Source organism: Pseudomonas sp. TE3895 (assembly GCF_056278855.1).
Window position 1 is genome coordinate 5,456,531 of sequence record NZ_JBWBQE010000001.1, and the last position, 25,300, is coordinate 5,481,830.

Sequence of the window (25,300 nt, forward strand, 5' to 3'; positions counted from 1 at the left end):
CCTTGTTCAGTATCACCAGCTGTAATGCAAACCGACGTTAGCGCCCCAAGGCTGCTCGATCCGCTCACCGTTGCTGTAGTCAAAGTCGGCATGCAGCTGCCAGCGCTCAGCCAACGATACGGCGAGGCCAACGCCCAACTCCCCCCGGGAGCCTGCCAGGTCGCTGTCGAATTGATGGTCATTGACCTTGGCATCATTGTTAGTGGCAAACTCATGGGCATAAGCCAGGCGCACATAGGGCTGGGCGACGTGCCCGTTACCCAGGTCGAAGTTGCGCCCCACGGTCGCTCCCGCCTTGCCCAGCAGTGAACGGGTGTCACCGCCCTTGACCCGCAGACCATTGTCCAGGCTATAGCTCGCGCCCTCGATGCTCACCACCGACCACTGCGTATACGGTTCGACGAAGTACCCATCGCTCAGCGGGATATTACGACCGAACTCCAACGAAGCGCCGAGCCCGTGGTTGTTGAAATCACCATCACTGCGCTGGCCATCGCTCAGGTTGACCTCGGTGCTGTTATCGAACCGGTTGAACTTGACCACGCCATCGAAGTAATAACCGCTGGCGGCATCCAGCCACGTTGTGTACAGACCCACGTAATAGCTTTTAACCTCTGCAGAAGCCCCCCGCGCCACATCCAGGTCAGAGCTGCTGTAACCCGCCAGTACACCGGCCATCCATTGCCCGTCCCCCAAGGGTAGGGGGGCGTCGGCGCCCAACGATATGCCCTGCTGCACCTGCGAGTAGGCCGCCCCCGAAGCCGGCGTGGCGTTGTACTTGTTGCCATAGGTGCGTATCCAGCCACCCGACTTGCGCTCATCCATTCGCAACTCGCCCATGCGCGTGCGCAACGTGCTCAATTCGCCGTACCACACGGTAGGTGCGGTGTTGAACAAGGCAAGGCTCGCCGCCGTCCCCGGGCTGATGACTTTGCGCGAACCATCGAGGAACCAGTCATTACCGCGCTGCGCGAGTTCGTAGGAGAAGGCGCCCAGGTCAACCGAGCCATTGAGCAACGAAAAGCTCGCATCCCCTGCACCTGCATGCACCAGGTGCAGCGAGTTCTGCTCGCTCGGCTCGTTGCCGCTACTGCCCACTTGCAACGTGTGGCTGCCGGTTGCGGTGCCTACCTCCAGAAAGTCGGTCTGGCCATTGGCAAAATCGGCATCCATGATGAAAGTACCGTTGCCACTCAGCGTGCCCAGGGTGAGGCGCTGGTACTGCCCTGGCTCACCAAAACGCACCGAGCCACCGTTCATCGCCATGCTCCCCACCTGGCTGTCTTCCACCATGTTCCAACGTGCCTGGCTGTTGAGCGTAAGGCCTGCAACATTTTCCAGGCGGCCGGTAAGGCTGGCCTGGTTCTCCAGGGTCAAGTTGGCAGTGGAACCCGCTTCGGCGACTACATCCCCAAGCAGTTGGCTGGCATCGACGCGCATGTTGGCCGTCGAGCCGCCCGCCACTTGCAACAGTACATTGTCACCACCCACCAGGGTCGAGCCCGGGCCAACCACGATATCCGCCGTCGCCGCCGGTAACGTATCGCTGCCCACGACGATCGCCGGGCCCGTCAAACCTTCCACTCGGCTATTCACCAGGGTCACCTGCGCCGTGCCGCCAGCGGCATCGCCAAACAAGCGGATGCCCGCGCCACCGCCGGTGAACACGCTGTCCTGCGCGGTAAGTTCGCCATTACCGAACAGGTCCACCACCGCTCGGCTACCGTCCCCCACAAAGGTACTGCGCAGCGCGGTCAGGGCCGAGTTCGAGGATACATAGGCCCCGCCACTGGCCCCTTGTACATGGCTATCGGTGACCAGCGCCGAAGCCCCGACAGTGCCGTCCTGCAACAGGCGGATGCCGTACAGGTCCGACTTGATCGAAGCGCCCCCCTGCACTGTCGCGCTGCTGCCAGCCATCAGTCTGACGCCGTCGTGGGCACCGGTCGCGTTGATCGAGCCGCCCGTCATGCTAAAGGTCGAGCTCGATCGCGCTACCACATAGTCGATCGTGGCGCCCGTGGCGGTCAGTGACGCGCCATCGCTCAACAGGTAGTCGTCGACTGGCGTCGAGGGGCCAATCACCCGCTCCCCCGAGACCGGCGTCGTGGCCATCGCCAGCGGGCTCAGTGCAAGCGCCAGGGGCGCGAACACGGCCCAGGCCAATGCCTGCGTCGTGTGGGCAACAGGACGATAACTGCTTGGGGACATTGGGCAACACCTCTTCTGCTGGAAAACTCGCGACCCAGCTGGGCAGGCCGCAAGAAAAGACGGCAAATCTACTCAAACCAGCCGACTGGTTATGTCAGAAAAGTCTGAATTCATCGTTGCAATGAGGCGCCAGCTAATTATTTGGGGCGGTTGAACACTACGGGACATGGGTCGAACGCGCCATGCATGGCAATTTTTTGCTCAATGACCTCAGATACGATCAACGCATTCAAACCTTGTTCGCGCAGCGCAGGATCTTCAAATTCGTACCAGCAATACGCGCGCCCGTTGTGCACATCCGTATCGAAGTCATACAGAGGCAGGATGTAATCTTCGTACGGTTCAACCCGCCAAGTGAAGCCGTTGGGTGAGTATTCTGGTCCGAGTGTAATCGGTTCATCCCAAGTTAGAACTACCACATCTCCTGACTGGGCATGCAGCAGTTTCCAGTACATTGTCACCTGATCATCTTCCTTCAGGCCATACTGACTAAGGTCCGCGACTTTGACCCTCACCGCCGCTGGCAAACTCGGATTATCAGGGTCTACAAGCGCCTCGCAGGACAGCCACCCCGTCGACGGGTTCACACCCTGAAACTCAGGCGCGTCCGGATGCACCAGAACTGCGCTCACCACTACACTTTGATTCTTGGAGGTGGGCTTGTTCGGAACGCCAGCTCGGGTAATCTCGTAGTGCACGGGCACGGTGGTATTACCGGTTCTCTGGATGTAGCTCCACAGAATTTCCGCCGTGATAGTGTCACCCGCGTTATCGGTATCCTTCACCTGGTAGTCAGCTTGCGTGATGTGGGTATTGCCCCAGTAGAACTCCATGAGATCATGCTCTTCCAGCCCCTCATACAAGTCGACTTTCAACGTCGCGTTCAGACGGTCATCCACGGGGAGCAACTCGTTTGCCTGGTTCGAATTTGCGCCGTATACACTGCACAGGGGGAGCCGCGAGTTGATCGGGTCTGGCCAATCCGGGTCTGGATCGGGACCAGGGGCCACCGGCCCGAACGTCTCAAAGTTGACCTTGACGTTTATCGAACTGGTGCCGCGCGGTTTCCCACCCCGCAAGACCTCATAGCTCACCTTGACAACCTGGGTACCCAGGGCGCCCTCGTCATACTCCCCCCTCAGCACCGTTGGGTCGATGCTGAAGACCACAGGGAAATTCTGCCCTTCTCCAATCGGTCGCTTTTCGAGTGGCGTCGCCCCCCAGCTCACGCTGATCTCGTCGGTAGACTTCCAGTTATCGTATTCCAGCACATGCACCTGAACGCCTTGCTTGGCATCCAGTCGATCGATCAGATCATCGGCAGCCAATGGCACCTCAGGTGACTTGAGGTTCGCCGGCATCGCCCCCAATGCCACGACAACCGACATCGGCTTGGACACTCGACTGATGTTACCGGCCTTGTCCACAAGCACGTACACCACGAACCACTCACCGTCGCCGCCCGCCTTGATCAGCGTATCGGGGATGGGAAGGCTCTGATTTGCGGCGGTGACTTCGACCTTGTCAACCGGGGGGATGTTGTCAACATTCTCGGGCACACGGTCGAGCCAGTAATAGTAGACAACATCCTTGGGGACACGGTCCGGGTAATCCGGAAGATTGGCAATGACCGAATTCACGTTGCCATCAACTATTTCAACAATAGGGGGCACCGCGTCAGGTGGATTGTCCAGGTTCGGAGGCATGCGGTCGAAGATCAGCGTCAACGGATCGGAACGCTCTGGGATATTCGTGTGGAATGGAATGACCTCGTAAATCAACTGGTGCTGCCCATCTGCTCCGTATTCCTCCTCGTGTTTGGCCAGTACCACTCGAAGCGGAAAATCATCCTGATGGTCCGTGTTAAAGGCTCCGGAGAAGATCTCCTGCTCGAACTCTCCTATACGGTGATAGACATTCAGGACATCCTCACCATCGGCTGGCGATGGCAGAAGCCATGGTTTAATCAAGATGGCAAGCTCTTTGGCCGGGTCTTTCAACACAGATGCCTTCACTGTGAAGTCACTTTGATCCGCCAGCACATCATCAGGCTTATCCACACCAGGCCCGGCCTTGATCACTGGCGCCTTGCGAACCTTACGCGCGTCCCGGCGAACTCGCTGGGCTTCCGCGAATGCTTCCCTCGAACTTTTCATTACGATCATCTCCATAGTCAGGGGCCGAAACCAGCCACCACAAACCTGCCGATGAACACTATTGAACGCGCCGCAAGTTACAACTACAACTGGCATTTTTATCAGTTTGACAGTGCGCGTTATAGGCACTACCGCCCTATAAAAAACAAAAAACCTGCACAGTGGCCAAGATGCCTCTCAGCCACCGTGCAGGTGAGGAACCGCTTATTCAGATGATGTTGCCTGCTCTTTCTCCGTGGGCGCCGCCAGCGCACTCGCGCCCTGGCTAGCCAGGCGATCAAGGGGATCGTAAGCGTACAATGCGTACTCACCATCCGGCAGATCGACACGCTCCAATTGCCCCAGGGAGTTGTAAGTCAGTGTGCGCCCCTGCTCGTCATTGGTCAGGTTACCGTCACCGTCGTAATGCAGTTCGACGGTGGTACCGGCACGGGTTATGCCGGTCAACTGTGCTGGGTCCAGGGGGTTGCCGAATAAGTATTCCACACTACTGTGATCTTCTCCCCCCGCGCCATCGGGCGACCACGTGTCCAGGAACTTGATATTGTCCAACTCATCGAAGGTAAACTCTTGTGCAGCTATGACCTTGCCGTAGTGATCAACCGGCGACAGCTCACCTTCACATTCGTAATACTCCAGGCGTGCACGCACGTCATACCAGTAGTTTTCCTGCCGCAGGGTGGCGCCGTCCCCGGTTTTCAAATGGCGTTCGGTGAGCGCATCGGCAGCGTCATACTCTTGTTCGAGCACCTGGACTTCATCCTGCAACTCGAAACGGCGCTCGATTTCGCGGTCGAAGTCATCGTAGGTCAAGAAGGTGCCCAGGCGCTGTGCACCGTCGGTGGTCACATAACTTTTCGTGCGCCCCAGTTCGTCGTACTCGAACTGCGCCTGAGTGGTGCCAAGCTCGGTGCTGATCAAACGCCCCGTTGAGTCATATGTGTAAATCTGCGCGCCACCCAATACGTCCACATAGGCCAGCTCCCGACCGAGTAGACTGTAGTTGTACTGCATGGTATAGGTCTTGGCTTCCGCCCCGTCCTCGCGCACCGTGCGTTTTTCCACTTTCATCTTGCCCGTACTGAAGTAATCACGCTGCAGCACCGTCTGGCCATTTTCCTTGCATTCTTCCAGGCGTGCATTCAAGGAGTTGTAGATGAAGTTGAGGTCGCTGTTGCTCACGCGACGCTGGGTGGGTTCCTCACCCAACTGCGGCTTGTAAACGTAGTCGATCCGTGCATTGCGCGGGGTGATCACCCAGCTTGCCTGGCGGTGGCCCGGCAGGTAATGCATCACTCGCTTTCGCCCGCCGGTCTTGGACTCGATCATGCGGTCCAGGCCGTCGAAACGCTGCTCACCCAACAGCTTGCCATTTACCGCAATACTGGTCGGCAAGTCTTCACCACTGTGCTGAGCGTACTCGCGATGTACCGTGCTGCCATCGGCCAATATTTTATCGACCACGCGGTCAAACACGTCGTACACCGAGCGCTCCGTCGCACCACGGGCATCGATCTCCCGCACGTTGCGACCCAGGCCATCGTAGAAGTACCGATGGCGGCTGATTCGCTTGCCTGTGGTATCCACCCGTTGTTCTTCGATCGGGTGGTCGAAGGTGTTGAGCCATTGCATCGTCTTGCCCCCCTTGATCTTGCCATCGGGGGTTTGCTTCCAGCTGGTGCGCAATGCCTGCGGGCCGTCCGCGAGCGCCTGGCCTGGGTGCGGCCCATTGGCATGCCGGGGCGCTTTGCGTGGGCTGTCGACGGCGAGTGCCTGCGCACTGGGCGATGAACCAATCAGGTCGGTTCGCTCCACGATCATCACGCCGTCGGCACCGATCTCGGCGTACTGTTGATTCCAACCGTCATACTTGATGGTTTTGGGCAATTCCAAGGTGATGCGCGTTACCGGTCCGCCTGGGTTGTCAGGATCGATTTCGTCCATCCAGTCAAACTGCACTTCCTTCACCAGGTTGCCGAACACATCGTAGTCGGCGGTGTAGTTGGTACGGAATTCGACCTTGCGCTTTTCATCCTGGGCGTCAGCGTCATGCCGCTCGGTCTTGACCACCCGACTCATCCCATCGAGCTCGGCCCGCGTGGCCACACCTTTGACGTCGACTTCGGTTTGTCGCGCCAGCTGCCCGTCGGTCGCCACCAGGGTATAGCTGTAGCTTCGCGACGCTGTGTACTCAGGTTCTCTGGGCGCAACGGTTTCCTTGGTGACTCGACTCAACTCGTCGTATTCGTATGCGATTTCCACCTCGTTGTCGTCGAGATTGAGCAGCGGCTGGTTGATCAGCACGCACTGGCGCAGCGTAATCTGCTTGGTCGAGTTGCGCGGCTCCGCTTCGCCCTCGACCGGCTCACCGTCATCGAAGCCGATCACTGTCTGCAGCGTTTCCAGCACGGTACTGTTGTCGAGGGTGTCATATTCGAATTCAGTCAAAGTCATGGCCTCTGGCTTGCCATGCATGACGACTGTCTGAGCCTGCACTCGGCCGTGAAGCAGCGAATCAGAGGGGTTCGCGATGTACTCGAACGTGGTGTCACGCACGGTCGTTTGCATCGACAGCCACGCATTGGCTGGCAGCTCGATCAGCTTCTCCTGCTTGGGCTGCAACCAATATTCCCCCACCTTTCGCCGCAGTGTTCGCTGGCGTGACGGTAAAACCGAACCGTGACGGCCATAGCGGTAGTTCGTGCGCAAAATGGGCGCCGGTGGTTGAGCCTCGAACCCGGGCGATGGATAGACCGTGCGGTTTTTCAAGTGCCGTACGAAGCCGTGCGGGTCTGGCGGGCAATCCTCCTCGTTGTCTCCAGGCTGGTAGTACTCGCTGACCGTTCGCACACCATTGGCCTGAACTTCCAGCGTCTGGTTGCCGGCATCGTCATAGCCGTATTCGCGCACCTCGCTTCGTTGGCGCGTCGAATCGTGGCGCATTCGCCATTGCTCGGTAATCTGCTTGGGTAGCTGGAAGTAAGGTGGTTGCAGGGCGAATTCTACGTCCGCGTTACCGTGGTAGGCTGTAGTGGTCTGCGTCACGTACCATTGCTGTTCGGGTGCATCGGCCTTGTCGTAATCGAGCACGTCACCCAGTTGTTCGGTTACCTGCCGGGTCATCAGATGATGGCGGTCATACGTGCGGACGATCTGACGCACGACCTCATCTTGTACAACCAACTGCTCGGTGCTGGAATACACGTACGACGCGCCAACTTGATAGAGGTTGTCCTCCCCCTCCCTCCAAGAGGCTGAGCTGTTCCCGCCCATGAAGTTCTCGGCGCTGTAGGTATACTCCGTTTCGATCAACTTCTGCCCGCCCTGAGGGTCAAGCACGTGGCGCTTCACCCGCGGCAGCCGTTCGACAGGCGCACCCGCTGGCAACCGATGGCCGGCATTATCATAGGTAATGGTCTCGACGCTGCCGGTCGGCGCGGCCACGCGCTGCAGACAGGTCATGTTTTGCGTGCTCGGGTCCTTGAGGTAGTCAAACCGCCAACTGCCTTGGTCCTGGGTTGGCAGTACCACTTTCCTGACGTCCCTCCCGGCCAGTTGCACCGAGTAGGTCGCCCGTGACGGTCCGGTCTTCGCTCGGGTGGCCACATGGAAGTTGTAACGGTCGCGGTTAACGTATTCCACCTCCAGCAAGGATTTACCGGCCATGTCCTTTATGGACTTCAGGCACTTGTGAGTGGTGTCCGGTGGATCGGTGTAGTCCAACTCGACCCAATGCCCACTCTGTGCATAGACACGATGGGGCAGCGCCACCGGTTTGCCATTACTTGAGCGGACACGCAGGTGTTCCACCTGGCCAGACTTGTGCACCACCCGATAATTATTGTCGTCGTCACGGTAAAACTTGAAACTTACGAGTTTCTGTTCATCGATGACCGCCGGCTGGCTAGTGATGCTGGAAACGACGAACTGCTCGCCCGTATACAAATACAAGGTGCGGGTCAGGGGCATGTATTGGCTGAGGCTCATGTTCCAGCCTTTGCCATAACCACTGTCTTCGGTATTCAAAGGGTTGAAGGCCAGCTGCACAGGCAGTTCAGGCCCCTGTAAATGGTTGGCTGGCACAGTGGGTAACTTGAGTGTAACCGTATATTGCCCCGTACGCGGATCGACACTGTTACTGATGAAACTCATGAAATTGAAGGCGTTGGAATGCACAACCGATGTGACTGTCATCGTATTGATCTCTGGGAATTCATGTTCGGCGGTGGCTTGCCAAGGCAAGCCACCGCCCTGTGGCTTCAGCTATGCGGCTTCAGCTAGCGGCTACTGCAGATCAAGCATGAAATGGTTGCGATTCAGCCCGACATACATCACTCTCAGATAATGGCGGTTGCCTTCCTGATCGAGCAGACTGAACTTGAACGGACGTAATAGGGTAGGCCGCACTTCTTCCTCGAAATCGTACAAGGCGTCAGGGTGATGCTCCAGTTGGTGCCGAAAAGGGAAGTTTATTATCCGCGTCAGGCTGATCATCAAGGCATTATCATGGGGAGCATAATTCAGGTGCAATGCCTTCAATGGCACACCACGATGTGCTGACATGAGAACCAGCTGGGGATCATAAATCATCTCTTCGTTCGAGTTTCCAAATACGTAGCCGCTGTAACTGCACAGCGCGTCCTCGTATTCCTCGGTCTCCCAGCGCATCACTGACAGGTTATCATCCGTCTCGACCTTTATCTCCACGAAGTAGATGATATTCAGCTCCCTCGTGAGATGTTTCAAATACCAGTAGTCTACCGTTAGGGTTTTATAGCTGAACGTATCACCCCCATGCTCCGCGCCTTCATGCTCGACCCGAACAGGTTGCTTAGACCAGTCAAAAGCTTCGATGGCAACACCCGGCCGCATGATGCCTGTTACCTTCACCTCGCCATCTTGGTGACTTATTCTTTGCGAGTGTTGCCACTGCCCGCCCAATCCCGCTTTTTTGAACTGAGCGTATATAGTGACGTCCTGCGTAGCAGTGGTTTGGAGCCAGAAGTGTCTGATCAACTCGCCTTGTTCTTCCGCAGGTGCGCCCCCCCGAACCCCCCCCGGCTGCGTTTTCAACTTCGGGTTTTTTGTACGGCGCACCACCCAGGTTTCTGGCTTATCCCCTGGCTCGATACCCTCATCCACGAAGTCTAACTGACCGCCTCCTTCCAGATAAAAACCGAACGTTCGCATATCGTCTTCGCCGATCGGTTCAACAATCGAATCCCCCTGTTCGGTGATAATGCTAACTTCCACCTGAATTTGCTGCATGCCGTTGGCGAAGCACCTAGGCGCCGATAATGTCCTGAGCGTGAAGCTCGATAGCGCCTTCCAGCCTGATGCGATTGACGACCGCGTGCCAGTACCCATGCCATCTTCGCCATGTTCGACAATGGCGTACCCGAAAGCCATGCCCATCAAGTCTGCCATCACCACGCTTGCTGAAGACTCCGGCTTGAGCGGTGGGGTGTACAGCCCGTCAGGTGTGATCTCACCCTCGCCGACCACTGTCCATTCAATTTCAGCTTCCTGCAGGGTGGCTGGTGGCGTCTGACCCGCGGCCAACAATGCCTCGCGCCAATTCAAGGGAGAGAACTGAATGGGTGCTTGCGCGTTCTCGCGGGGCACATGAAAGGGCTCAACGTATACGGCAGCGGATGAGTTGACGATGACCACACACGCCTCGGCGGACGACTGAATACCTTCGTTCTCGTACCTCACACGAATTCGCTGACGCTGAATACCCGATGTGTGTTGTGCCGTGTAGGTGAATGTCGCCTTGTTCCCGTTTTTATCCAACTTACCCAGTTCTTCGCCTTCGAGCGACCAGTCTACGGCCGCACTACCGCTCACGACGAACTCGATGGGCCCGTCACCGTTTGACCAGTTCACGGTCTGTGGGGCAATGGTCAGGGGCTTGTCGGTTTCCACCACGAGTGCGGATGCAACCAAGGATTCGTCATCGTCCAAAGCATGACCCGTCACCAGTATCATCTGTGTCGGCCTGGCGAAGCTTTCCCGGGCAGTCGCTTGATAAAGGCCGCCATTCATCGTGCCCGTCGCCCCCGGACGGAATAAATTGCGCGCCTGCCATTCAACCCCCCCGCTGCCGCCTGACATAGCGAACGGCTGTTTCATAGCAGCCCCCAGCGTGGAGATGGCAGGCTGCACTTCACGACTGAGCGCGCCACGCGCCAGCGCCCCGAAACTTACCGAGGCATCAGCCAGCAGGTGGGTTTCACTCAAGGCCACCCTACGGTCATTTCCCAGCGCTAACGAGCGCACTACATCGGCGGGCTCGCCCAGCTGGAGTTCCTGCATAATGGGTGGCGTAAGCAGCATGACGTCGGTGCTGGCTTCATTGGGCAACGGATAAGGGTAGGGTTGCGACGGCATATTACCCCCCTTGAAGTCCACGCCTTTTTGCATGAACACTACCAGTGCACCATCACCCTCAAAGCCTGGGGTTGCCGCCCATGGCGCGGGAAGGGTTATCAAGGCCCCCTTGCGCAGGTCCAACGGCTCATAGTTGCGCAAGTTGAACGAGCCCATTTTCAAAACCCTGCGCTCTTCATTCTGTCGAGCCAACCACTGGCCCAGGCGCTTGCCAATTTGGGTGCGTTCGTAGTTGTTTAAACCAAGGTTGCAGACATAACGACTGGCCTGGGCGATGTCGATCACGATCTCTTGCTTCATGCTGATCGGGTCTAACCGCAGTTCGAATTTGCACTGCGCCTCCAGGTAGTAGCCATGTGTTTCGCGAAGAGTGAAGCTGCGATGCAAACGAGGTGGTTGGCCGGCCAGCTGCAGTCGGTAGCGGAAATCCCCAGCCAACAGGCTCATGCGTACGGTGACGAGCCGGTCTGTCGACACAGCGCCCTCGAACGATACCTGTGCAGCGCCCAGGACCAACCCCTCGATCTCGATTATCTGCTCACTGCCTTCATTGATCGAGAAGGCATCATCAAAAGGCTCGAGATAAGTCAGTTTGCCCAACGACTGCAAGTAGTGGTCCTGCAGCGAACTATTCAACGCCTTGCGGCTGAGCGCCATCACGGCACCCCAGCCGAAGAACCGATCTTCCTCACTTAACCGCTGTAAAAGCGCCGATGTAGAGAACGGATTCATAGGTCACGCTCCTGCAAGCTCACTGATGGAGCGAGGGGGAGTGGAATAATGACGAAGTTCCAAAATGGGATGATGTAGTCATAAAACGCAGCCACGGCGAAATAATGCTCCCCCCCGGCAGCCGGCGGCGTATACTTTCCAGACGAGCTCAAGTCACCCTTACCACTCAGCTTGTACCAATTGACAGGCGACAGTTCCATCTCGCTGCCGTCGTTTTTTGTCGCCCAAAAGGAAAATTGTATTCCATCCTCCTCTTCGGTGTATTTGAAGAAGCAATTGGGTGTGGCCAGTTTTGGAAGAAACATTTCGCATACGACTGGTGGACCGTCGCCCTGTTTGACTTCTATTCTGTCGATGCGAATCGCTTGGTCCAGCTCCTCATTGCTATCATCCGGGAACTCTATTGGGGCGTAATAGACGCGTGCATCCTGAACGTCGGCATTTTCATCCAGCTCCAACCTACCGCCGGCATTGCCGGAGAGAGTCCAATCAAGTGCCTGCTTGTTGGCGCTACCGGCCCAGACCACATACCCTGCATCAGGGTCACCTGGTAGGGTCAAGTTGACCGTGTTGACCATAGGGAATACCGAAACCGAAGAGGCAACCACATGGACCATGGCCTTGGCGGACCAGTCGCCTTTGCTGGCCGTTACAATCACTCGCCGGTAAGCGAAGTTGAAACTGGCCGCCGTTGGGGCTCGATAGATACCGTTCTCGATTGCCCCCACGTATTCTTCACCTGTCGGGTCACCCTCCAGCGCGGCCACGGACCATTGCACGCCCTCCAAGGGAGGGATCACCTCGAAGGTAAAGGTGCCATTGGCCACCACGACGGGTTCATTGTTAGACAGTCGGTTGGTTGTCAGCTTCGGGGCCAGGTCGCCCAATGCCGTTAAGTCACCGGGCTGATAAATGACGCGAGGCTCCACCACCGAATCGTCTGCGAACAGAAGGCCATTGAGACGGAACGCGTCAATGGAAAGTGAAACGTCTTCGAGTTCCTCAGCAAGTTGTTCCAGCCGCATGACAGGTAATTCATACGTTGCGAGGAAAGCGTCCAACTCCGATTTTAGATCATCGTGCCCCGTTCCGCCTTGGGTCTCAGTTGAGAATTGTTTCTCAACGTCAGTTTGAATCCGGATCACAGAGCGTCCGGCCTGATCTTTATCTAGCACTGGAGTGAACCTGCACTTTAAGTTCCAGTCAATCAGAACGGTAGCTTCATACTCATACTCTATCCACCCGCCCGCTGAAAAAACTGTTTCGGCCGCAAGCCCCCGCGTCTCGACACGGCCGGCCCACCGTATCTCCATCGCACCATTGACCAACGAGAAAGACCATGGGTCGCGACTGACAAAGGGAATTTCAACACCCTCTACCCCCGCGACCGGCCCCGTCCCAGGTATAACTATGGGTAATTTACTTTCACTATCAACCCCCCCTTTCGTAGCCTCGTACCGCATGAACTTTCCTGCGACGACACTCTGATATTCGAGCGTCTCGAACATTTTTAAACCTTTTATCGTCTTGAGCAGCATACGGCTGACGACCTGCTCAAAACTAATAACCAAATTACTTGAAAAACCCTCCGGCAAAAAATAGGGCAAGCTGCCTTCCCCAGAGGGGATGTCACCAGATCTGTCATCCAAACCAATGAGCAGCAGCACCTCACCATCACCAAAATTATCGGCGCCACGTACAGCCGCACCGCGCGCCGGCCGCGTCAAAACTCGAAAATCCCCAGGTTGTAAAGCGTCCTCGGGGTTCGGGCGCAACTCACCCAACGTGAATTTTTTCTGGGAATCCTCCAGTGTTTTAAACCATTCAAGAAGGTGTGCGCCCAGTTTACCTTCTTCGAATCGAGTATCGACGCCGGTGAAAAGAAACTCCGTGGCTCCATTGCCTGCCAGGTCAAGCTCCACCGAGCCCTCATTGGTCACATGTCCAGGCGCATTCACTAAAAAAATAGTCATCGTCATGATAGGCCCGACAAGGCCATCAACAAAGCCTAAACGTTTAATCTGGGCGCGCTGGATCCCTTGCGTATTTGAGGTCTCGTAAACAATGCCCCCGACAGCTCGCATCATGCAGCGGGCTCGTCCATCGGTAAGGGTGGCCCCCTCAAACCGCAGGCGCGGTGAGTCGAATTGTACATCGCGCAAATAATGCACAGTACCTGACGTCCCCACAAAACTATCGTAAGGCGGAATAATCGATGCTGTATTGAAGCGAGAGATATACTCTTGCAACAATAGGTAGTTGGTCTTGTCACGGTCAAACGCAGCGATCACGTCCCATCTAAGCGTTTTGGACTCCGCCGCCATTTCCTTCAAAAAATCGTCCAACGATTGCTTGCTCATTTAACTATTCTCCGTTGACAACAGATCTTTCTATGCTTGTTGGATACACAGAGTCGGGGTCAATCTCTGATCATTACCCTGCCATTCGGCAGTACGTGGAATGATTCGCCGTCATCGAAACTGATCGTTGCCCACAAGTGCAGGTCAGTGTCGCTCTTTAAGTTTTTCACGTCCGCCAGAGGAACCGTCGCTACCACCATCCCTTCTTTAACATCATCAACTTCAACTTTCACGGCGTCACGTATGGTTCTTTCGTAAGTAACACCAGTCGTCAGCATGCCGGTGACCTTTAGGGTCACTGTGTTACCCACCGCCATGAATGGCCAGACAGGCAGCACAATGTTAGGGTCTGTCACTAATTTCTTTTTAGAGAGTTCGCCGTTTGATTCCGCATCATCACAGAACGCCGGATGGTATCCACCTGGCGGCACTGGCTGTATTCTTAACTTCAACGCATCCGAAGTGAGTTCGCCCTCATTGGTAACGAGGGTGTAGGTCACCGGAAAGCGCTTGAGCGAACTCGCATTGTTCAGCTCCATGTTGGCCGCGATGTAGTCGGGGGGTATCGTGAAGAGCAAAGGGGCTGTTGGGTCGTCAGGCTCTTCGACCGTCACGTTGCCGGCGTAGGCATTGCCTTGCCAGTTCACTTTGATGCGGTCCCCTTCCCTTACCCCACTGCTAGGGACTTGTACCTTGGCCCCCTTCTCGAACTGGGTGGCGGACCCCACAGCTCCGTCGTCCTCCCCCGTGGTATCGATTACGTTCGGTGGCAAAAGGTGCCCGCGCACGCGCTCGACCTTGAACGACAACGGCTGCGAATTTACCGCCCAGCCCTGGCGCGCAATCTGGAAAAACACGTCAACGTCATCGCCAACACTGACGTCCAGTGACGCGGGGCTCACGCCGAACTGCATGACGCCATTCGGCTGGCTGCTAGCATCCAGACGCTGCACCATGACGTGGCGGTTATCCACCGTGTCGCCTAGCCAGTGGCAGAGCACTACGTCACCGGCTTCGGCGCGCACGGGGCACTTAGCCTTTATCACAAGCCCGGTCTTGAAGGCCTCCGGGTCCAGCACATCGCCTGAGAAACCCACGATCTCCATGGCCGGCAGGTAGGGTTCGGTGGCAGCGACCTCTAGCACTTCGAACGTTTGAGTCGGCGAGCGCAGCGCGATTTTGCTGCCCTTCAATATGATGGTGTAGTGAAGGTCGATGCTACGGCCTTTAAAATCACGCAACTGGCTCCTGGGGATCGAGCCGCTCAGCACAGCCGCTGCACCACCTTCTTTAGGTGAAACGTTGAACTCCTTCTGAACTGGCGAGCCGCTATCGTCCTCGCCATTGAGCACCACCTTGACCACATCACCTATTTGCAAGGCCTGGTAGTAGGGGATAATCACGGTGGCACCCGAACCCAGCGTATTGTAGTCAATGACACGGTCATGGGATTCGAGCACTTGCACCACTGGCAATTGCTCATTCCATTCGGGTCTTTCGACTAAACCCACCAAACAGTGCAGCCGCAGCGACTCAGGTTGCTGGGTACCCTCCCAATCAAGCACCTGATAGGAATAAAACGCCGCCCCACCCCTGGCCCACAGAAGTGTCTCTTTTTTGATCTGCACCCGTTGGCCCAGCACCGGATCAGGATTAAAGACCAGGGTGGCCGAGTCGATGTCGTCGAACGGCAGGCCCTGCCCATCCGTGCCTCGCCATTTCACGGTGATGGTATCGTTATTGTGGATTCCGGGATAATTGACATAAGTATCAAGATCCCCCTCCAACGCATCCACATCGATTTCACGTCTGTCCGTCAATGTGGGAATAAACGGCAACGGCGGATTGATCGTTTGGGCGCGGGTAGCGGCACGCCCGCCATCTCTCTGATTTTTCAAGCTCATGCAGTTGAACTCCACAGGTTTGAAGTCTTTTTACCCCGTGATTCAACACCTGCCTACTAGCAGAAATAACAGGTAGCGGCTGATACCCCGGGGGGCAGCGAGCAGCAGGTACCTAGTATTTCTATCAGGTGCGCGAATGAGCGCGTGCTTTTACTCTCCAGATTCGTAGCACTCGACACGCGGCGGAGCGACCACGGCGCCACCCGCAGTTCAGGCTTATTACTTCGATAGCAAGCCCCCGTCAGGAGACATATCTATGTTATTCAACCCACCCGCAAACCCCCTGCTCATACGAAGCCTCATGGTGCTAGCCCTTGCCACAGTCAGCACCGTGAACAGCAACTTGGTACACGCCACCACGCCCACCAGCACAGTCCCGGGGACCATCACGTTGTATGGCAAAACAGGGGACATTTCAGACCCTGAAAACGACAGTAATAGCCACTGTGTTATTGAGGTTCTGCCCGGTGGCACTGGCCGAACAGTTGATTACATGCTCAGCAACCCAGACTCGAAATGCTTTCAATTGCGGGTTGAAAGTATCTCAATGGAGCACATGCCGCCTGCCACGCAGGTGCTGCTGACGGACGATTACTTTTGCGACACCACGCTGGGTGACGATTACCAGCCGAAACTTGATCCTAGCACGAACAAGAACTTCTGGATCAAGCTAAAAACCGGAGCCGACGGTTCCATACTTGCAAAACGAAGTATCAGCGGACTGAACACGAAAGGGTTCCTTTACAACCAAGCAGAGGAAAAAGTCACCAAAGGCATACAATTGGTGGACATGGCCCTGTCGGGCTCCCCCCAGGAAATGACCCACACGCTATCCTGCGTGCGCGTCATAACTTCCAGCAACAAGGATACGAAATTTGGAGAAATCTTAACGCTTGGAAAACAAGAATGGACGTCCAAATGGAGAGAAGGTGATGAAGATGCTGCGCCGAGGAAGGAGTGCGCAAAAGGCGTCATGTCCGGGCGTTATCACTTGGGTAGTGAACAAGGTGATACTATGCACAAGTGTGCTGAGTTCAATACAGCTGTAGCCATTGAAAGAACGCCGTGGTCAACTATGTTTCGCGAATGCGGTATTCCCTTGAGCGGCGCTTACGTCAGCGACAAGGGCAGATACCAGGACTGTAATGAGGCTGACGTGACTGATTGGGAAAGTTTTGAGTACCGCTACTTCACCTGCCCTGTCGACCAAGTCATGGTTGGCCGCGGCCACGCCTATCAAAAATACGACGATACCGATGATACCGGTGCCGACGTAGGCGATGAAAACGGGCGTACTGACTACCGATGTGCAAAGCTTTATGAGGGTGTCGTATCCGAAAGTAATCGGATCAGTGTGTTGCCAGGTAAATGGACCGACCCCATAACCGAGGACGGCACTAACCATCATGGTGATAAGCATGATGGTTATTTTAACTGTCCTGCAAACGAGGTGCTGGTAGGCCGTGCCCACCGCGGTGACGAAAGGAACTTAACCCGTTATCAATGTGCCAAGTTGCGCTTGCCCGCTCATTAATCCATTCACCAGGGTAAACTACCATGATCGCCACCTCGTCCGCGCACTCCAATGCGTTCAACTTTCTCGGTTTCATGCAAGGCGGAGTTGATCCGCGCACCGGCCAGTACACACTGGGCATCGAACTGCCCAAAATAGTCGCCAACAACCTGATCGGCCCTAACTTACCCCTTGCACTGAACTACAGCCCGTTGCAAGATGAAGACCATGGCTATGGATCAGGCTGGAGCATCAACCTCAGCCGCTATGATGTCAGTAGTCGGGCCCTGTCGCTCATCAACGGTGAAAGCTATCGTGTGACCAGCGTCTCATCCAAACCTGCTTATATTCATGAGCAGAAAATTGTGAGCTTCGAGTTTTACAAAGACGACGAATTCAACTACCGCGTCATTCATCGCTCGGGCATGATTGAACACCTGCGCACTTATTCTGAAAATGGCAAGCAAATTGCGCTGCCGTATCGAATCTATTCCTCGACTGGGCACTGGGTCGAACTCACCTACGAGGCCAAACCTGAAAACAGAAATCACCAGTGCCTAAGCGAAGTTCACGATGCAACGGGCAAGCGCCTGTTATGGGTGGAATACCAGAGCGTCGACCGCTACAGCATCCATTTGTACCCGGACGATAACGCCAGCACTTATGTGGTCTCGCTCAAAGCACGCGACGTCAGCGAGGTCTTGCTACCCGATGACCGCGGTGCGAAATGGCGTTTCGGCTATCTCAAAGATGCCTCTACCCAGAACATGCAGTGCTTGCAGACCATACACACGCCTAGCGGCAGCTTCGAACACCTTAGCTATGACAATGCAGGCCACCTAATGCCCAAAGGTAGCCCCATACCCAGGCTGCCCAGGGTCGAAACACACCAGGTGAACCCGGGTTTCGAACAGCCTGCAATGGTGACCCGTTACAGCTACTCCGCAGAAAATTTCATGGGCGGAAATAGCAACATGCCTTGGACGGAGGGGGAAGATACACTCTTCAAGCTACCAGGGGTTTATACCTACAGCTCCTCGCAACTACATGAAGTAGGTGGTGAGCTGGTTCGAAAGGTCACTCGCATTTACAACCGCTACCATCTGATGACCAAAGAGATTACCGAAGAGTTCGGCCGGGTCGCTCAGCCAGTAGCGCCGCTGGATGGCACAGCCGCAGAGCCGAAGGACGACTGGCACATCCGTGAGACCGAGACGTCATACCACGAAAACCCGAACGTGGAGTTCGCCCTGCAGCCTCGGTACTACCAGGCGCCAAAGTTCGTTGTCGAGCGCTGGAAGCTAAAGGACGATCCCACTCAGCTGCGCCAGGAAGTCACCACAACCCTGTACGATGACCACGGTAATCAGACCCTGGAGCTACAGCCTGACGGTGTGTTTACCGTCAGCGAATACTACGAGGCCGGGGAGCAGGATGGCTGCCCTGCAGACCCGCTAGGCTTCAAGCGCAGCCTCGCCAAGCGCACGGTGTACCCATCGGGGACACAGCCACCCTCCTGGGTCCCGCCCGAGGACATGCCCGCCACCGTCCCCGCGCCTGTGGCGGTCGAAAGTGGCGCACCGATAATGACCACGTATCTGCGCTATCAGCTGTTCGACATGCTGTCCGAAGAAAGCCGTCTTGTCGGTGCACCGAGCCAATACCTGGTTGAAGAGAGCATCACTGAGTGCAGCGGCCTCGGGGACGACGAGCGACTGCTGGAGCGGACCACGCAGGGTTACCACCATGCGCCAGACCAACCGGCGCTGCACGGCCGTCAAATCACTGAAGAAAAAATCCTGTACAACCCCCAGGCCAAAGGCTTGCTGGCCAGCGAGGAAAAAGTTTCCACACGCTGGAGCTACCCGGGCGCGACCACGAAGAAACGTGAGGCACCGCTTGAAATCAAAGAAACCGTAACCTGCAGAGGCGTGCAAAAAAGCTTTGTACGCTCGGTTTCCAGCCTGACAGGCCAAACGCTGATGGAGCAAGATGTCCACGGTATAGCCATCGAGTACGAGTATGACGCGCTGCAACGGGTGATCAAACAAACCCTCGCTGCGGGCAGCCCGAATGCGTCCGTTCGCTCGTATAGTTATCGCTTGGTCGCCGCCGAGGGCCAGCAGGCCGGGATGACGGTAACCGACCCCTCCAACGTGGTCACCCATACCTTTTACGATGGCCTCAACCGCACCATCAGCCAGACACGCCAAACCGAAAATGCAGAGCTACCCCAGCTGGTTTACGAGGCAATGCATGACGCATTGGGGCAGTTGATCCGCGATACTACCTATGACTACCATCCTCGCCTCAAGGGCGGCATGCTGGCCATCGATACCCACTACAGCTATGACGCCTGGGGCGAGCTTTGCGAAACCCTGAATGCTGACGGCACCCGACAGCACACTGCCTTCTCCCCGTTTGGCGCCCAGGGCGACATGGTCGCCAGCTGGGTTACCAATCCCAGCCAGCCGGAGCTGCGCCAGCATTTCACCCTGACCCAAAGCAATTTAAAGGACAAACCGTGGCAGATAGAGCGATTTGATGCCAACCGCAAACAAGTCGGACGTCAGAACTTCTTTTACGACGGCGTAGGCCAGAGCACCCGTGAAGAGCAGCGGATTCGAGACCCGCAAGGCAACAACGAAACACTGACGGTCAGCAAATACCAGTACGATGAGTACGGCCGCATGACGTACACCGAACGACCAGACGGCACTGCGATGAGCAGAACATTTGCGCCGCACAGCCGCAATGAACTGGTCGAAACGGTGTATGTGCACGAGAAACGCAAAGGTAAACGAACGCTGGCTGCTGGCGTGTTGGCCCATGCGCGTACGTACGATGGGCAAGAGCGCATGCTGACCTTCAGTGACGGTAAACGCACGGAACACTACGAGTACAAAGACAAGGCTGGCAACGACAGCGAGCAACAACTGGCCAGCAAACGTATCACTCAAAGCAAGCGAGAATTCAACTTCAGCTACGACCCCACCCTTTCCCTGCAACCCACTTCCATCACGGTAGGGCAAAACCAGCCGACCGCTTATGAATACGGACGTCATTCCCCTGCCATCAGCCGTGCCGTCAACGACCATGGCACGCGCACCTATGACTACACCGACCAAGGCTACCTGCGACAGGAGACCTGGGACGACGCGCAGGCTGCCAAGCAGTATGTTTGCACGCATACCACCTCGCTTCAGGGCCGACAGTTACTGCGCGAGAGCAGTGATAACATCACGACTGAACACGGTTACGATGACATTGGCCGCCTTAGCTGGACCACCCAGGGCAACCTGCGCTCAGACTTCGAGTACAACGATGATGGGCGGCTGAAACTGACCAAAACCCAAGACCTGAAAACCTTGCATCGTGTCGACTGCGAGCAGGTCTACGATAGCCATGGCCAGGAGATCGACCGCATTCTGAGCCGCTACAATGATCAGCTCAAAACGACTGAACACCGTATTAGCCAAGTCTGGCGTAACGACGGCCTGCTCCATAGCCGCACGCTGTACCACGAGGGTGAACTGCAGCTCACGGAATTTTTCGACTACGATCCACGCAAACGGCTTGAGTCGTATTGGTGCGAGGGTAAGCAGGACGCGTTCCCCCGCAACGCCAAAGGGGACCCGATCGAAGAGCAAGTGTTCACTTACGATGATCTGGATAACCTGGTGAAATGCGAAACCTGGTTCCCCGATACCCCTAAGCATACCGCCACGTATCGCTGTGAAGGCTTCCAGTTGATGCAGGTGACGCATTCTCCCCCTGGCTACCTGCCCGACCGCGATATTCGCTACGATGATGATGGCAACATGCTCAACGACGAAGCTGGCAACCAGCTCGTCTATGACGACCATGGCCGCCTCGCACAAGTGTTGAGCGAGGGTGGCGACACGCTGTTCAGTTACCGCTACGACGGCCACGATCACCTTGTAGGCGTGCGCCACGGCAATGGTGCAGAGGTGCTGCGCCGCTATCAAAACGACCGTTTGCACACCACGATCGACAACGATGTACGGACCGAGTACTTGTATGAGGGCAGCCGCCCACTGGGCTTGCAATCGAGCAACGACAGCGATGGTAGTCGCCTGCTACTGACCAATATGAGCAATAGCGTGCTAGGTGAGAGCACAAAGGACACGGTGTGCGAAGCCCGTTACAGCGCTTATGGCGACAACGGCAAAGAAGACCCTGACAACGCGCTGCATGGCTTGTTGGCCTTCAACGGCGAGGCGCGTGAACGCGCCTTGGGTTGGTACCTGCTGGGGCGAGGTTACCGCGCCTATAACCCGCAGCTGATGCGCTTCCACAGCCCGGACTCGATGCCACCTGAGATCGCGGGTATCAACCCCTATCAATACTGCCTTGGCGACCCGGTGAACTGGCGCGATCCCAGCGGGCATGCGAGCTACAGGGCACCTTCAGACGAACCGGCGATCGGGTTCAGGAAGAGGAAAGGTCCCAGTAAAACCGGGGCGTGGATTCAGTTGGGCGTTAGTATCGCTGTCGCGGTGATTAGCGCCATCCCATTTGTAGGGAGCTTGATAAAAGTCTCAGCTACGGTTGGGCTCATGGCGGCGTCGATGACTACGAAGGTATGGATGGTCGTGGGCGCGGTAGGGGTGGCTGCCATGGCTGCGGGCCTTGGACTTCAGACTATGGCTATTTTCGAGAAGAACCAAGCAAAACAAACGTTGTATCAGTCGATCGGTGGCGGGCTCTCCATGCTAGGTGGGATAGCCGCCGGTTTCTCAGGGTACAAGTCGTGGTCATACGCGAAAGCTGAAAAAGCAAAGAAAGCCGCTAATGCAAAAGCCGCAGAAGCCGCAACTGAAAAACCTGCCACGAGCGCTGATACAGGCCCTTCTGGTGTTGCCAGCGACGTTGATGCGATTAAAAGCTCGGTAGAGGCGGCGAACGCTAAAGCCACCGATGCACTGAGGAAAGTTGACGAGCTCGCGCTGCAGCAGGGCCCTCAAGGTGACATGGGCCCACCTGGACCAGCTGGACCAGCTGGACCAGCTGGAGCCGATGGACAGCCAGGACCCCGTGGCCCCCGGGGGTACTCCGCTTCCATATCAGGCGTAAAGGATGTGGTGTTTGACATGCTAAGAGATTATGGCGTTATACCAACCCCCTCTGGCGGATCGGAAAATCGTGCGAGTGCTTCGCAACTAATCCCGAGTTTCGGGAGAACTCCTGCTGCCGCTCGTGATCTAGCGAACAGCTTCAAGAAAGATAACTAGAACCAGAAATGATATACGGCCGTCTGCCTCGCAAGAGGCAGACGGCCTACAACTTCATGGACTAATCCCACCCCCGCTCAGAACCCTCCTACATACCGTTCCCACTCCTCTCTCTACCCTCCTCACATCGCCTGACTCACCGCCTAAGGCCGCGAGTCTGGTCAACACAACACGCCTCCTGCCCTGAGCACACGGCAGCGACGCGGCCACCTTCGACACCATTCGAGACATCCCCATGCTACGCGCCAAACGGCGTCGGCAGCTGCCGTCGCGCCTTCGTTTCGCACGCTTGCTGGCCTTGGGTGGCAGCTGTCTGCTGCCGGCTGCCCAGGCCAACGAACCCGAACTGACATTCCACAGTGGTTTCCTGCGCCAGTCCCCTGGCCAGGCGCATGGCAGTGCCGAGTTGGCCCTGCAGGCCCTGGCGGCCCACCAGCCAATGGCTGCCGGGCGCTACACCGTGCAGGTGCGGGTGAACCTGGCCCACGCCGGTGACTACACCCTCGACTTCCAGGAGCATGGCCCAGACCAAGGGCTGGCCCCCTGCCTGGGTCCAGAACTGATGGCCGAACTGGGCCTGCGCCTGGACCGCCTGGCGACCCCCATGGCGCCCAACCAGCAATGCCTTGACCTGGCCGCCCAATTGCCCGGTGCCCAGGTCGAGTTCGACAACAGCCAGTTGCAACTCGACATCGCCATCCCCCAAGCGGCGTTACGCCGCGATGCGGCAGGCAATGTGGCGCCAGAGCGCTGGAGCCAGGGCATCAACGCTGGCTTCGTCAACTACCAAGCCTCCGCCATGCACAGCAGCCAGAAGGGTGGCCCAACCCGCAGCCAGCAAGACCTGTATCTGAACAGCGGGCTCAACATTGGCGGCTGGCGCCTGCGCAGCAACCAGAGCCTGCGCGAGGATGAACACGGACAACGGCGCTGGACCCGCAGCAATACCTATGCCCAGACTGACCTCCCCGGCACCTGGGGCACACTGACCCTGGGCGAAACCTCCAGCAATGGCGAGGTGTTTCGCAGCCTGCCGTTCAAAGGCGTGCAACTGGCCTCGGACCTGGGCATGCTCCCTGACGTGTTACAAAGCTATGCCCCGGTAATCCGTGGCGTCGCTCAAACCCGCGCCAAGCTCGAAGTGCTGCACAATGGCTACCCGATCTACAGCACCTACGTCGCGGCTGGCCCCTATGAAATCGACGACCTGGGCATTGGCGGCGGCAGCGGCGAGCTGGAGATCGTGCTGACCGAAGCCGACGGGCAGGTACGTCGCTTTCTACAGCCTTACTCCAGCCTGGGCAGCTTGCTGCGCGAGGGCGTATGGCGCTACAGCGCAGCGTTCGGGCGCTACAACGCCCTCAACGGGCAGGACAAGCCGCAACTGTGGCAGGCCACCCTGGCACGCGGGCTGGGTTGGAAAACAACGCTGTACACCGGCGCTCAAGGTGGCGAGCATTACCGGGCCGGGCTGCTGGGCCTGGGCCGCGACTTCGGCCCCGTGGGTGCTGTGTCGTTCGACGTCACCCACGCCAGCAGTGACGTGGGTCAAGCCCTGGGCACCGTGACTGGGCAGAGCTTCGCCGCACGCTACGGCAAGACGTTCCAGACCCGCACCAACCTGCGCTTCGCCGGCTACCGCTATTCCACCGAAGGCTACCGTGACTTCGATGAAGCGATAGCCCAACGCAGTGCCGACAGCCATTACAGGGGTAACCGCCGCAGCCGGGTAGAAGCCTCGGTACAGCAGCCACTGGGTTCACGCAGCTCACTGAGCCTGAACCTGACCCAGGACGACTACTGGAACAGTAACCGGCAGCGCCGGCAGTACCAGCTTCAGCTCAATACACAGCATCATGACATCAGCTACAACCTGTTCGCCTCGCAGTCACTTGGCCGCAACAACTTCGACGATCGCATGGTTGGCCTTAGCGTCACGATTCCGTTGAACCTGGGCAACAGCAGCAGTGCCACCTTCGATGTGCAACAACGCGGTGGGCATCACAATGAACGCGCCAGCCTCAGCGGCAGCGACCTGGACTACCGTTTGGGCTACCAGGCAGCTGTCAGTCGGGATGACCAGGGCCGCAACAACCTGGAGCTCTCGGCGAATTACCGAAGTGCGCACGCCAGCTATGGCGCGGGGCTCAGCGAAAGCAGTGACCGCCGCACGCTCTCTGTCAACGCCAGCGGCGGCCTGCTGGCCCACGAGGGCGGCATCACCTTGACGCCCTACCTGGGAGAAACCAGTGCCTTGGTCCAAGTGCCGTCTATCGCGGGTGTAGGCGTGGAAAACGCCCCGGGCGCGCGCACCGATGCCAACGGATATGTCGTGGCACCGCATCTGCGCCCGTACCGGGTAAACCAGTTGAACCTGCTTACCGACCAACTTGGCCCAGAGGTCGAGGTAGAAAACGGCACCCAACCGGTCGTACCGCGCCGCGGCGCCATCGTCAAGGCCACCTTCCCCGCACGGCAAGTCACCCGCCTGATACTCACGTTGCAGGACAGCAGCGGGCAACCGTTGCCATTTGGTACGCAGGTCAGCGACGCGCAAGGCACTAGCCTGGCGATCGTCGGCCAGGGTGGCCAGGCACTGATCGCCACCGGCACAGATCCGCAAACCCTGAACGTGCGCTGGGGCAAGGCTGATGACCAAGCGTGTCGGTTACCTATCGCCCCGGCGCAGATGGAGCTTCGCCAAGGCTACCGCTCACAGACGCTCACCTGCCCACCCCTTTGAACACATCGCCCCAACACTGGCGCTTCACCTACG

Annotated in this window: 9 protein-coding genes; 3 read left to right on the plus strand and 6 right to left on the minus strand. The window is 57.2% G+C overall.

The genetic code is table 11. The features are described 5' to 3' along the window. Positions 1 to 12: 12 nt before the first annotated feature. The 6 genes from ACZ889_RS24735 to ACZ889_RS24760 all read right to left on the minus strand — a co-directional run bounded on the left by ACZ889_RS24735 (position 13) and on the right by ACZ889_RS24760 (position 15,756). Complete coding sequence (locus ACZ889_RS24735) at positions 13 to 2,211, minus strand: autotransporter outer membrane beta-barrel domain-containing protein (protein ID WP_476257905.1); 2,199 nt, start codon at positions 2,209 to 2,211, stop codon at positions 13 to 15. A gap of 137 nt (positions 2,212 to 2,348) precedes the next feature. Next, complete coding sequence (locus tag ACZ889_RS24740) at positions 2,349 to 4,367, minus strand: hypothetical protein (RefSeq protein ID WP_476257906.1); 2,019 nt, start codon at positions 4,365 to 4,367, stop codon at positions 2,349 to 2,351. A 204-nt stretch (positions 4,368 to 4,571) separates the two neighbouring features. Then, positions 4,572 to 8,561 (minus strand): RHS repeat domain-containing protein, encoded by a 3,990-nt coding sequence (locus ACZ889_RS24745; protein ID WP_476257907.1) that lies wholly within the window; start codon positions 8,559 to 8,561, stop codon positions 4,572 to 4,574. 90 nt (positions 8,562 to 8,651) lie between these two features. Then, positions 8,652 to 11,492 carry a hypothetical protein gene (locus tag ACZ889_RS24750; RefSeq protein WP_476257908.1) on the minus strand — a complete coding sequence of 947 codons (2,841 nt, stop codon included), beginning with the start codon at positions 11,490 to 11,492 and terminating at the stop codon, positions 8,652 to 8,654. Further along, positions 11,489 to 13,852, minus strand: coding sequence for a hypothetical protein (locus ACZ889_RS24755; protein WP_476257909.1), 2,364 nt, complete (start codon positions 13,850 to 13,852; stop codon positions 11,489 to 11,491). The genes ACZ889_RS24750 and ACZ889_RS24755 overlap by 4 nt, the downstream gene beginning before the upstream one ends. A gap of 59 nt (positions 13,853 to 13,911) precedes the next feature. After that, positions 13,912 to 15,756, minus strand: a complete 1,845-nt coding sequence (locus ACZ889_RS24760) for a hypothetical protein (RefSeq protein WP_476257910.1) — start codon at positions 15,754 to 15,756, stop codon at positions 13,912 to 13,914. Between the two features lie 331 nt (positions 15,757 to 16,087). Between ACZ889_RS24760 and ACZ889_RS24765 the strand changes: the two genes are divergently transcribed. The 3 genes from ACZ889_RS24765 (at position 16,088) to ACZ889_RS24775 (ending at position 25,267) form a co-directional block, all read left to right on the plus strand. Next, positions 16,088 to 17,290 carry a hypothetical protein gene (locus ACZ889_RS24765; RefSeq protein ID WP_476257911.1) on the plus strand — a complete coding sequence of 401 codons (1,203 nt, stop codon included), beginning with the start codon at positions 16,088 to 16,090 and terminating at the stop codon, positions 17,288 to 17,290. A 23-nt stretch (positions 17,291 to 17,313) separates the two neighbouring features. Beyond that, complete coding sequence (locus ACZ889_RS24770; protein WP_476257912.1) at positions 17,314 to 22,524, plus strand: RHS repeat domain-containing protein; 5,211 nt, start codon at positions 17,314 to 17,316, stop codon at positions 22,522 to 22,524. 235 nt (positions 22,525 to 22,759) lie between these two features. Next, the gene (locus tag ACZ889_RS24775; protein ID WP_476257913.1) at positions 22,760 to 25,267 is read left to right on the plus strand and encodes a fimbria/pilus outer membrane usher protein; all 2,508 of its coding nucleotides are present in this window, start codon (positions 22,760 to 22,762) and stop codon (positions 25,265 to 25,267) included. Positions 25,268 to 25,300 lie beyond the last annotated feature (33 nt).